Source organism: Nostoc sp. FACHB-888, from assembly GCF_014696655.1.
Taxonomy (GTDB): domain Bacteria; phylum Cyanobacteriota; class Cyanobacteriia; order Cyanobacteriales; family Nostocaceae; genus Nostoc.
Genome location: NZ_JACJQM010000126.1, coordinates 1 through 12,937, shown reverse-complemented (window position 1 = coordinate 12,937; position 12,937 = coordinate 1). Strand labels below are relative to the sequence as shown.

Annotated in this window: 8 protein-coding genes; 3 read left to right on the top strand and 5 right to left on the bottom strand. The window is 36.8% G+C overall.

Annotation, left to right across the window (positions count from 1 at the left end; translation table 11 throughout):
* Window positions 1-394: 394 nt before the first annotated feature.
* The gene (locus H6G26_RS32790) at window positions 395-1,216 is read left to right on the top strand and encodes a VCBS repeat-containing protein (RefSeq protein WP_190735028.1); all 822 of its coding nucleotides are present in this window, start codon (window positions 395-397) and stop codon (window positions 1,214-1,216) included.
* A gap of 696 nt (window positions 1,217-1,912) precedes the next feature.
* Here H6G26_RS32790 and H6G26_RS32785 read toward each other — a convergent pair.
* From H6G26_RS32785 to H6G26_RS32775, 3 genes are all read right to left on the bottom strand, one after another.
* On the bottom strand, window positions 1,913-2,212 hold the full coding sequence (locus tag H6G26_RS32785; RefSeq protein ID WP_190735026.1) for a hypothetical protein: 300 nt from the start codon (window positions 2,210-2,212) through the stop codon (window positions 1,913-1,915).
* A gap of 70 nt (window positions 2,213-2,282) precedes the next feature.
* Window positions 2,283-3,296: a transposase gene (locus H6G26_RS32780; protein ID WP_190735024.1), complete on the bottom strand. Its 1,014-nt coding sequence runs from the start codon at window positions 3,294-3,296 to the stop codon at window positions 2,283-2,285.
* Between the two features lie 761 nt (window positions 3,297-4,057).
* Window positions 4,058-4,249 carry a hypothetical protein gene (locus tag H6G26_RS32775; RefSeq protein WP_190735017.1) on the bottom strand — a complete coding sequence of 64 codons (192 nt, stop codon included), beginning with the start codon at window positions 4,247-4,249 and terminating at the stop codon, window positions 4,058-4,060.
* Window positions 4,250-4,754: 505 nt separating this feature from the next.
* Here H6G26_RS32775 and H6G26_RS32770 point away from each other — a divergent pair.
* The gene (locus H6G26_RS32770; protein ID WP_190735015.1) at window positions 4,755-6,017 is read left to right on the top strand and encodes an AIPR family protein; all 1,263 of its coding nucleotides are present in this window, start codon (window positions 4,755-4,757) and stop codon (window positions 6,015-6,017) included.
* A 16-nt stretch (window positions 6,018-6,033) separates the two neighbouring features.
* Here the strand turns inward: H6G26_RS32770 and H6G26_RS32765 are convergent, their stop codons facing one another.
* Both H6G26_RS32765 and H6G26_RS32760 read right to left on the bottom strand, forming a co-directional pair.
* On the bottom strand, window positions 6,034-9,852 hold the full coding sequence (locus H6G26_RS32765; protein WP_190735013.1) for an AAA-like domain-containing protein: 3,819 nt from the start codon (window positions 9,850-9,852) through the stop codon (window positions 6,034-6,036).
* A 123-nt stretch (window positions 9,853-9,975) separates the two neighbouring features.
* The gene (locus H6G26_RS32760) at window positions 9,976-10,983 is read right to left on the bottom strand and encodes a tetratricopeptide repeat protein (protein ID WP_190735011.1); all 1,008 of its coding nucleotides are present in this window, start codon (window positions 10,981-10,983) and stop codon (window positions 9,976-9,978) included.
* Window positions 10,984-11,185: 202 nt separating this feature from the next.
* On the opposite strand from H6G26_RS32760, the gene H6G26_RS32755 reads away from it, so the two are divergent.
* Window positions 11,186-12,520 (top strand): AAA-like domain-containing protein, encoded by a 1,335-nt coding sequence (locus H6G26_RS32755; RefSeq protein ID WP_190735009.1) that lies wholly within the window; start codon window positions 11,186-11,188, stop codon window positions 12,518-12,520.
* Window positions 12,521-12,937 lie beyond the last annotated feature (417 nt).

Here is a 12,937-nt window from a genome sequence, read left to right as displayed (position 1 = left end):
TTACGAACATATAAAAATATCTCTATGCAGATGACATTATTCCTGTTTTTGTATATATCATTTGTGTATACTCCGAGACTAAACGTAGTTTATTATACTAACACTTAAAATATAAGTTCCATTTTTAGATGTTACTTTTATTTTCTTATTCCTGGTTAATACTGATTGTTTTTATCAGGTGCAACATATGAGTATCTCGGCTCAATACTTTATTACATTACTTAAAGTTATGCACATATCATTTAAGCTTCCTGTATATCTAATAGTAATGCTGTTATATATCTAAAATGTAGCATTTACAATCACACTTACAGAATGTGGGCTAAAAGCTGGGAAACAAAAAGTTTACTTAAAGTGATTTTAAATAGACACAACGCAAAATTTGAGGAACATTATGAAAAACTTTTTCAAACAAGCAATTCTTACAGTTAGTATCGCTATTTCAATAATTATATCGTCCGAAGCAGCTACACGCGCAGCAGACCTGATTGTTAGAAAGAGCAATGGAGATTTGCTATTATATCCATTCAAAAATGGTACATTCTACAATGCAGGTGGAGGAAAAAAAGTCGGGAATGGGTTTAACTTTACTGACTACTCAGTTTTTGACGTTACTGGTGACAAAATTTCAGACTTGATTGTCATAAAGAGCAATGGAGACCTACTATTATATCCATTCAAAAATGGTACATTCTACAATGCAGGTGGAGGAAAAAAAATCGCGAGTGGGTTCTACACCTTTACTGACTACTTCGCTGCTGACTGGACTGGAGACGGAATTATAGACGTGATCGCCAGAAATAGCAGTGGAGACCTACTATTATATCAAATTAAAAATGGCACGTCCTACTATGCAGGTAAAGTAGGAAATGGGTTTAACTTTACTAACTATTTAGTTGCTGACTGGACTGGAGACAAAATTCCAGACTTGATTGTCAGAAAGAGCGATGGAGACCTACTATTATATCCATTTAAAAATGGCACGTTCTACAATGCAGGCGGAGGAAAGAAAGTAGGAAATGGGTTTAACTTTACTGACTACTTAGTTGCTGACTGGACTGGAGACGGAATTCCAGGTTTGATTGTCAGAAAGAGCAATGGAGATTTGCTATTATATCCATTTAAAAATGGCACGTTCTACAATGCAGGTGGAGGAAAGAAAGTAGGAAATGGGTTTAACTTTACTGACTACTTTCCAGGAAGATGGTTAAAATGATGTATATAACAAATTGCGGTCAATCTTTTAGGTAAAGAGAAGCGTGCAAAACGAGGGATGAAAAATTAACAGTTCTTGCAGTAAAGAATAAATGGCATCACGAACCAAAATATGATTTGGATCTGAAGGAAAAATGAACCCTAATAAGATGGGCTAGATGGATTAGTCTTACCCTGGCTCGGATAGTACCACTTTCTTTCAAACTCCATTACCCATCAAGCAAGTCCGCTTGTCAATAGGGCTTGAGACACGCTAACCCCAGGGCGGCCGCATCATGGCAATAAGCAAGGTCTATTCTCAATAGACCTAAAAATAATGTCATTAACTTTTGCTTATTACGAAAACTTTAGGCGATCGCTTTGGGGCTTAAAAAATAATCAAGCGCGAAATCCTGATTTTTTCATTGGTTCTTAACCTTCGTTGTGATCAAGAGTAATTTAGATGCGTTTGCCCTGGTATTGTTCCCTTCCCCTTTAACCTTTACCCTTTTCCCCCTCTTGCAAAAAACACTTTTGCAAGAGGTCTAGTCAAAACGGAAAAGAAACACAAATAGTGGTTAAAGTCGAATCTGAAGCAAGCAAACAAATGTTGGAACGTGTATGTTACCAAGCGTTTGTAATGTTTCAAAAGTATGGTATTCAAAACTAACCAACCTTTTAGTAACACTAATACAGTTACATTATGATTAATGATGAATCAATCAACATAAGAAATTTTAACTGTAAATTTTAAACCCGCAATACAAGTACGTCCAATTTCGTCTTTACCAGGACACTTAATTAAAAATTTGTCTTCTTTTGTTTTAGCTGCAATCAATTGTGAAATTTTATCCAATATAGAAACCGTTTCGCAATGAGAATCAGGGCAAGGAAAGTTTGTACGAAAATTTTCTTTTTTCAAAGTATATTCATTGACTTTCTTTCCCCAGAAATTAACATCTTTACATTCAATAACCGAAAGTTCTATTTCTTGAACACTGTCTAGGAAATGTGACATACATAATCAGGACTTACGCAACTAGCACAAATAGCGGGCGGGGCTACACCCCGCCACGCAACAATTTAAATCAAACTAAGCACATAGGAATACTTGGGCGTTTTAGTTGCTGAATTAAATAATTAGACAGCAAATTATGCTTGATTTGATAAACAGTTTGGCCAGTTTGATAGGCTAAATTCTTTAATCTAATCCAAACCAACATTGCACAAGCAATATGATTTCTTTGAAGCCTAGCTTTCCGACATTGACAATATTCAATGCCAGTTAGTTGTTTAATCTCTCGGTGAAACTCCTCGATGTTCCAACGAATTTTACACACCTCTTGTACAACATCCGTGGAACTTTGAGATAAATCGTTAGTGGCGATATAATCCGTTCTGTTGGTAGAAACAGAAACCCGAAATAGTTTCACTTTTTTCTGAGCAGGAAACCCTTTAATTTTTATGATTTTACCACATTCTAACTCTTCAGGACTCCATTCTAATAATTCAATACGTTTATATTTTTCTTTGGCAAATGTATCATCAACTAACCGATTATTTTTTAAAGGGCAATAATAAATTTTTTCTAGACTATCAATATATAGCATTAAACTGTGTACCGCATACCATGTGTCCATCAAAACCGTATCAAACGGTAAAAGCTTATGATACACAAGGTTTTGCAGCATATCTTTCACATGGTCTATCTTGGTTTTACCATCCACGTCTGGATTAAAAATGCGGTAATCTATTACCCAAAATCTTTGAATAGTAGGGTTGACATACACGCAGCTAACTACACCAATACCTTTGAGGACACCATGCTCATTACCACTATATTGTCTCCTGACTATTTCTATTTCTTTAGAATACCTTTTATCTAAAACGCTATCATCAAATATTATGTAACCATTGGTATCAGGCTCAACTACCTCTTTCACGTTATCCCATAGTAACCGAGGTGTTAACTTTTCTGTTTTCAAATAATAGTTAATTGCATCATGGCTAATACAGTCTAAATGTTCTGCTAAATTGGTAATTGTATAATTAATTTGACTACTTAATAAGTATTGGCAGTAATTAAGTTTAGTAAATCTCATTACCGTAAGCAACATTTATCTAATACAACCTCTACCTATTTTCTCATGAATATTTCAATAGTGTTTCCTTTTGCAGCGACTTCTTATGCTTAGACAAAGCTTTCGGAGTCAAAGTTATTAATACTAATGTATTATATTTTAGCGATCGCCCCGTGCCAGTTGCGTTAGATACAATAGTATTAATGTACTATATTTTAGCGATCGCCTGTGCCAGTTGCGTAAGTCCTGATTTTGTAAAAAAACCAGATTGAGACACATGAATTCGAGCTAAAATTTTCAACATTCGGTCAAAATATGGTTTAAAACGCTAACAATATGGTTCAAAAACAGTTTTAGCCGCAAATTAAGTGATAAAGCGATCGCATCTCTGCTCAGTTTTAAAAGCTCTGTTCGCTGCATTGCATACAAATGAACCACAAAAGCCCCGTTGCTTGCTGTACTTAAATTTTGAGTTTTTTCAACTCTATTTATAGCTTTGAACTATATGTTGTCTTATGGGGTTATGAAGTATGTCGTGACCGTTTGGTCAAGATATGTTTCAAATCACACTGGCATTTAGTAAACGGCATATAAAATAAAGCCCTGGTAAAATCCAGGGCTTTTAACTTGAAAACTCGATTTTCATCCAAAAATATTACTTGTCATTAATCCTGAGTGAAGAAATCTTTCTAAGTGTATCCAAGGCTACGGGTGATGGCTCTCCTGCTGGTACGATGAAAATGCTTTTACCACTGAGGCTGCCACCCAATGAATTAAGCGCTTTACCGCTTTTGATAAATCCATTCATGCCCAGCTTTTGCTGCTGCTTCAGCACTAAAGTAAATCGGATGCTCAATAAACATCGTATCATCGGGGTTAATAATCCGAAACTGCCAGCATTTACCTGGAGTGTAAAATACAGCTAAAACACGAGACTGAATACAGACAACTGAATGAATCTTGGTAGTAGTCATGATACTGTGCAGTTGCGCTTGCTGAATATTAGTAAAGCAGCCATTCTCATAATGAGAATAAGTATAAATACGTTTTAAGTGCAACTAACTGATCAAGCCTAGTTATAAATGTTCTAAAAAACTTTTTAACATTAGCACTTTTTGCAACCAACTTAAGTATGAATAATAGTCTATCTTAAGTTAGTTTTTCTAGACAAATACAGCAACTAAGCTGTTGTTTATAGCTGAAAATAGCTTTCCATAAGGAGAGTGCTTAAATATGAAGAGTTTAAGTACTCTTTATCTAAGCTAGGATTTAGGCACTGCACAAATTAAGCATAATGTTGCTTTTCATTTCGGCTTTTCAGGTGTGTCAGTTCTACCGCAGGTTCAAACAATTTGACGGGAGTAGATGCTGAAATATGTTGTAGGTCAATCTCTAACGGTACTCGTTATTTTAGGAAATGCGATATCAGGGCCAAGGTTTTGGTTAACATAGAAATTCCCCTGACATTGCAAATATTGTATGCCCAAGACTTGGAATATTAAGATAGATAACTATTTTCAAGCTAACCCCAATTGCATTATCGCCACCGCCCACGTAGACAGCTTCCCAACAGACCTCCCCCTAGAACCCAACATTCGGGAAGCAAACCGCAAAAGCGCAACCTACAGACAAATCTTCGACTCGCTGACAACCGAACCTGCAAAATTCTTCTCTCGCCACAGTGGAATCGTTCTGTCAGCTAATAAAGCTAAACCTGTCAAGAATAAAACTGAGCTAGAACTGGAAATTTTAGAAGCTAACGAGGGCGGTAGCGATGGAATTATCAACGGGGGGCATACAGTTTTAGCCTTTGAGCAAGCTAAAAATTACAAATACGACCTAACTCAAGCTAGGGTAAAAATTACGATTCACATTGGACTGACTGAAGAATCAGCCAAAGATATTGCCCTGGCAAGTAATACCACAACGCCAGTAGATTCTCGCTCCAAAGTCAATGCTAGAGGTGATTACAAATTCATCAAGCAGTATTTAGTTCAGTTAGAAAGAGCAGAAGATAGGAAATTCCGCATCGCCTATTACCAAAACCAAAGCGGCGCTCCTAGAAATGCCCAGTGCAATGTCACCCATTTGCTCAAGCTCCTTTACTGCCTCGACAGAAATAAATACAACCCCGACGGCAATAAACGAACCAAGCACCCAGTAGGGATGAGTCTTCCAAGTAACATCACAGACGCAGAAACCGAAAGATTAACCGCTTTACTGCCTCTGCTCTCTCAGGCTCTGTGGATAGAGCAAAGACTCTACGAGATAATTCAAGACCATATCAGCAGCCCCAGAAGAAAGGGTAGCAACGATTTAGCATCAATAGATATACGTAAAACTACGTTATTGCCGGACAGCAAGTATTCATTCGGGTTTGGTGCGCCAACTGATCTCGCACTACCGATAATCGCGTCCTATCGGGTATTTTTGGACAATGATTATAAATGGATTCTGCCGTTTAATGAATTCGCCGAAGATTTTCTCCAACACCTGTGGAATAACTATTTCCGCAAATATTTAGTATCTGAGAAAACAGCCGGAAATACAGTCGGTACAAAAATCAGTCGGAACCAAGAGATTTGGGAAAGTTTGTATATCTCTGCACAAAGTTATCTCAATTCTTCTTTGGTGAAAATGGTTAACTCCAGTAAGTCAGAAGAACCGAAAGTGACACAAGGTGCAAACAAGAGGGCAAAAAGGAAAAGCAATGGGATTAACGCAACCACTGCCCCTAAATGAATATTCTAAAATAAGGTTAACTATTTACCCAACAGACTTTTAATCTTTTCCGTATTTGAGGCTGGGTATTCAGGTAATCTTTTAGCCAGCCGCATCCCCGTGCTAATAGCCCATCTAATTCGTCAATCCGCCAAATCAGCACCTTGTTCTGCTCAGGAGAATTACCCTGAACATGGGCGAGAATATATTTACCATCCGGGCTAAAATGTACTGGTGATATAAATGTAGATGAATACTTATACTGTGCAAGTTGCTTACCTGATATATCCCAAACATGATAAATTTTATCATCTGAAGCTGTGACAATTCGCTGACCATCCGGGCTAAAAACAGCAAATCCAACCTTACTTTGATGCGGTATTTCTAGTAATTGTTTACCAGAAGTATCCCAAATAATCGCCTTATTATCTAGGGAAGTAGCAATAACTAATGTCCCATCCGGACTAAAGCTAGGGCTATAAATATCTTGATTCGCCTTCAAATTTGATAACTTTTGTCCTGATGTATTCCAAATAGTGACTATATTTCCATCAGTCGTAACAATACGCTCCCCATCCTGACTGAAGCTAGCACCCAAATAACTATTTTCACTTCCTTGAAACTCTACTATCTTGTCACCCGAAATATTCCACAAACTAGAGTAGTTCTTGCCGTCATAATCAAACATAGCCAAAATATATTTACTATTATGGCTCCAAGTAATACCTCTAGCTTTAAACGTAGTTATCAACTTACCAGATTCTGAGAAAATTCTAGTTTTATGATTATAAGTTGTAGTCAAAATATATTTGCCATCTGGACTAAAAGTAGCATACTCTACTCCATCTTCATGTCCAGAAAGTAATAATAGCTGTTTTCCCGATGTATCCCAAACACGAGCAGTTTTATCAGATGATGCTGTGACAATCTTTTTCCCATCAGGGCTGAAATTAGCGCTACTAACTACATCTTCATGTCCAATAAATCTTGCCAACTGCTGACCATAACTATTCCAAATTAATATAGATTTTCTAGTTGGAGTAATAACATATTTGCCATTTGAACTCCAACTTGCTCCTGTAATAGCGTCTTTTGAATTGATAGCTACTTTAGTTACTGGTATTTTATTGGATAAATCCCAAATGCGAACAATTTTATCCTGTCCAAAAGTAACAATATATTTACCATCAGGACTCCAACGGGGGCTACTTTGATCCCCTGTCAGTTCGGTGATTAAATTACTTGATAAATCCCACGGTTTTACAGCTTCATCTCCTATATCCCAAACTTTTATAGTATCATCAGTTGTAAACAAACGCTGACTATCTGGACTAAATTCTGCATTACCATTTAGTACTTTCTCATTTTTTATTTCTCTAATTAGCCGACCAGATAAATCTCTAACATAAGTTTTGTAAGGCGTTGACACGAAGATACGTCGGCTATCGGGACTAAAACCAGCATCCATTGTTACCCATTTATCATCTACTTTAAATCGTGTGATTTGTTTACCGGAAATATCCCAAACATAGGAGTCATTAGAGTTAGTTAAAATATATTTTCCATTGGGACTCCAATAAGCACTATTAACAGCCATTGTATGTCCTGTGAATGTCTGCAATAGTTTACCTGATCTATCCCAAACCCGGGCAGTCTTATCGTCAGAAGCAGTGAGAATATATTTACTATCTGGGCTAAACTTGGCACTATTAACTTTGGCTTGATGTTGAAGCTGAAGTAATAAGTTACCGGATAAATCCCAGATACGGGCTGTTTTATCATTAGGGATATTAACTATGGTTTTACCATCCATACCTCTTTCAACAACAGGTGGATTTCCAGAAGTTGTAATCACACGTTTCCCATTTGGGCTAAAACTGGCGCTAGTTACATTTTCTTGATGTCTAAGTATCGCCAATTGTTTCCCCGAAAAGTTCCAAAGTCGAACTGTTTTATCACTAGAACTAGTGAGAATTTGCTTTCCATCTGGGCTAAAATTAGCAATTAAAACTCCGTCTTGGTGTCCTTTTAGTTCGGCTATAAGATTACCTGATAAGTTCCAAATACTAGCAGTTCTATTATTAGAAGCAGTGACGATATACTTTCCATCATGGCTCCAGTTCACAGCTGTAATATTGTCTTTGTAGGCAACAAATCGCTTGACTTCATGAATATTATTAAGTATCGTTTGTAAAGCAAAAATTGGACTGCTTGCAGGATATTTTGCTAAAGGGCGGCCATCTTTTACTATTTCTTTTAACCTGTGTCCTGCATCTATCGCTGTCACTAAAGATTCAATTTGGTTTGTTTCAAACTGTTTTAGGGCTGTAATTCCTGCTTGTTCTAATCTTATACCTAACTGGGTTTCTCGTAATTGGTTAGTTGATATAGTTGCTCCGACAAAAGCAATAGCTGCTCCAATAAGAGAGCAAATAAGAACTCCACCACCGATACGAATTTGTTGTTTGGCTTGATGCTGTGCCGTAGTTAAAGTCTCGTTAGCTTGTGCTAAGATGCGACTCTCTTCTTCTTGAAATGCTAGCGCCGTAGCCATTTCTTGTTTTTCAAATTCTTGGCTGGCAGTTAAAAACTGGTAATCTTGCTGATTCAAACTTTTATTAGCCACCCAAGTTTTTGCATCTTCTAATGCTTTACCACGCAATAATCTAGAATTATCTTGACAGTTTGAAACAAACCAAGCTGATAATGCTTCTGAATAAGGTCTTAATTCGGCGAGGGCTTTTTTGACCCAGTTTAAATCAAAAACATTTGCATAGATTTGGTTATAAATCTTTAAATATCCCTGGTGCTCTACAACCAATCCAGATAGACGTAATTCTATCTGTTCTGGGCTATCTGAAGCAGGAATTTGTCCTAATTGTAAAATTTTCTGATATAAACCAAGTAACGCGCCTGTATTATATCTGCTCATGAAAATTCTATCCTGAATTGTTTTTAAATGGGGTGGTTCGTCAAGGGAATCCCAATTTTCAACTATCTGCTGTATGACAATATTTTTTACCCATTCGGATTCTGTAATTTCTGTCCGTGTTTTCAGTGATTCATAAAGAATAAAGTTTTGGGGAGCTACTAATAAATCACATAACTTTTGTGTAAGGAAGGGTTGGCCTCCAGTCCAGGCTAGAACTTCTTTCAAAACAGCTTGCGGATTTTCAACTTTTCCTTTTAACCCTGATGCTAAAGGCGAAACTTCAGATGATTGAAAACCGTTAAGCTGGATTGCATGACCGATATTAAATGGCGTTCGGATTTTATCTGCAATTAAATCGCTAGGTGTTGCTACTCCCAAGAGAGCAAAAGTAATCCGATTAAACTCATTATTAAGATTACGCTTTTCATAACAACTTCTAATCCAAGAGAAAAAATCATCCCCCTGAAAGCTAAAGCTTAAAATACTATCAATTTCATCAATAAAAATAACTATTTTACTTTGAATCCTTTTTAACAGAAATTCTTCTAAAAATATATCTAAACGCTGTATTGGCGACAAGCCGCAGTTTTCTTTCCACCAAGTTCTAATAAATTCGCTAGGGTTAGCTATTTCAAAATTTGCAACCAATGTGTAAACGATACCTGCATACCACTGTTCCGGATTTATATATTTACTACCGCGTCCAGAGATGTCAATCGTAGTACAAGCGATCCCTTCAGCTTGCAGTCGTTTGATTGTACGAACTTGCAAGCTAGTTTTACCCATTTGTCGGGAATTAAAAATATAACAAAAGTTCCCGAGTTTTAATTCATTGTAAAGGTCAAAATCTGCTTGTCTAAATACGTAGCTGGGAGCATCTTCTGCCAGACTTCCACCAACTTTATATGTAAAATTGTTGTTCACTTTTTATGTTTTGCTCAGTAAGCATCTGGATAGAAATAATAAGAGCGTTGGTAAGTTATAACTAACTTTAACGGACTATTAATTATTTCAGGTATGTTACGCAAACCGTAATATACTTTATAACTAAAACCTATTTCGGCGAATTAAAGCTTCTAATTCATTTGATTGATTATCAATTAAGCCTACCATCGGAGTCTGTGGATTAAATTTTATTAGCATTTGTGAACGCTCTATTTTCAAATCGTTAATTTTCTCATATGCAGCATTTGTTATCAAGTTTTTTAAAACAGTTTTATCTACTTGCGGTTGTGTGCTAGCTAGTTGTTTATACAAATCCTGAAGTTGAGTGTCAAAGTGCTGAATCGTTGGATGTTGAGGTAGAAAGCGTGCTAAATTTAATGCTCGCTCGACTTCTATTTTGGCGATTGATTTTAAAATAGTACCAGTTGTAATCTGCGGGACTGCAATATTTACCCCCAAGCGGGATAATTCATTTCTGGTTTTATCTAACATATTTTGATTTCTGGAATCCATATGACCAGTTCCAAAAACCCCATTTAGATATTGCTGAAAAAGTTTTTCTGCTGCTTTGTAATCTGCAATCGCACTTGCTTTGTTCCCTAAATCCCGGTGCATATTGCCTCTAAAAAAGTACTCCTCAGCATTGGGACTAGTATCGCCAATTAATTGAGTCAAATCTGAAATCGCTTCTTGTCTTTCGCCTAACTTTCCATAAGCCCTAGCCCTATTCCAATATGCAGGACGGCTAAAACCAAATTTACCTGTATTTTGCCTGATTACTTCAGTATAGTCTGCCACTGCGGCTTTGTAATTCCCAATTGCAGCGTAAGCATTTGCACGATGGTAGTAGGGTTCTTCAGCTTTAGGATTGAGCCGAATTGCCTGCGTGAAAGAAGAAACCGCAGCGAGTGAGTCTTTTTGGCAGTCCTCTTGAAAGTGTCCCATGCCTATGAAATCGTTTACTGTATTAAGATGTGGTGGCTTAAGAGTTTGACACTCAATAGAAGCATTATCAGCCGGTATTTGTGCAACTAATGGTATCGAAAAACCTAGTAGTAAAATAGATGATGCATAAGCTAATAAGGAAGGTATAGAGAAGGCAAATTTCATAATTATATAATCCGGAAAGATTTTCAGTTAAAGTAGGACTAGCGTTCACAGGCTACACCTCGAACCTTATCCCTACTGCTCCGATTTAACCTTGACTACACTTGAGTTGGCATAGGGGTATATCGAGTAGGTATCGAGTTTGTAGTGAGATTGAATATTTGAAAATTTTGCCAAAAAAAAATTAGCAGTTGTAATATCAAAAATGCCACGTTCGGTTAGAGTACGTCCTGAATTCATATCACAGGTAAAGTCAGCGCTACCGCGTAATGGCTATATTCGTCAAACTGATTTGGCAGAACATTTGCAAATATCTCAATCTACTATCAGCAGTTTTCTTAATGGCAGAGCTGTAGATTACCTTAACTTTAGAGAAATTTGTCGTGTTTTAGGGCTGGAATGGCAAGATATTGCTTATTTAACTACTGATTTAACAGTAGAAAGTGGGAAAAATATATTTTCATCACCCTTAGTAAGCACTATAGAGGAGAATAACAAAGAAACTCAAGAAATATTTTCATCCCACTCTCTAGAGCATCCATCCGGGCAAGTACCATTAAATTCACCATTTTATATCAAACGTTCCCCAATCGAAGAACGATGTTATGAACAAATTCATAAACCCGGTGCTTTAATTAGAATTAAAGCGCCAAGGCAGATGGGTAAAACGTCTCTTCTAGCAAGGGTTATCAATGAATCCCGTTCTCAAGGGGATTGTACCGTCATCTTAGATTTCCAACTTGCAGCCCAGGAGATTTTCGTTAATTCAGATAAGTTTTTACGCTGGTTTTGTGCAAGTGTTAGTTTAGCTTTAAATATCCCCAATAAACTTAGTGAATATTGGGATTTAGCGGAAATGTTGGGTAGTAGCATGGCATGTAAAGCCTATTTTGAGGAATATCTACTACCAACAATTAATAAGCCGCTAACCCTTGGTTTAGATGAAGTTGATAAAGTTTTTGAATATCCTGAAATTTACCGAGATTTCTTTGGATTGCTACGCGCTTTACACGAAGAAGGCAAGCGGCGAGAGATTTGGAAAAGACTGCGATTGGTGATTGTACATTCTACAGAAGTTTATGTTCCCCTTGATATTAATCAATCGCCGTTTAATGTAGGGTTATCTATAGAATTACCTGAATTTAATAATAAACAGGTTTTGGACTTAGCTCAAAGGTATAAACTAGATTTGGATGAAACAAAAGTTGAAAAATTAATGATGCTAGTGGGCGGACATCCATTTCTAATACGTTTTAGCCTTTATCATATAGCTAATAAAAACGTTACTTTAACACAGATCCTACAAAATCCCACAAGTTCATTGAGTATCTACGCAGACCATTTACGTCGCCAAAGTTTAATTCTTACGCAGAATCCGGAATTAGCAAATGGAATGAAAGATGTAATTATTAATAAGTCTGCCAAGTTACCGACAGTAACTAAATTTAAATTGCACAGTCTTGGACTGGTGAAATTGCAAGGAAATAGCGTATTACCAAGCTGTAATTTATATAATCAGTATTTACAAATTCATTTGTAAACAAGTATTTTTTTGACTAAAAGAAAGGCAGAGATAGGCTGCTAGTGCGCCCTAAAAAAGGCAGCGATTTATGAAAGACAAGGGCGTTGGAACCCCTTGCAACTGGTTTACGGGGCTTGAAGATCAGGCGATAAAGCCCCGCCTCAGCAAAGCCAGTATTTCCCAATACTGCTCGGTTAAGGAGAAATAGAGGTAAAACAAAGAAAATATTGTTCGCGTAAAACATCCGCGAATAATATGATTGGACTTACTTTTTCTCTTTGAGGCTATCGTACAAGTCCACCCAATTTTGACCAGCATTTCTCATTTTGAAAAAAAATTAGAGAAAATTCTGTTATTTAAATAGAGAACTTGTGTCGAAGCATCATTTTTTGACAGATAATTATCATCTAACGTTGGAGATAAACAGGGTTGAAG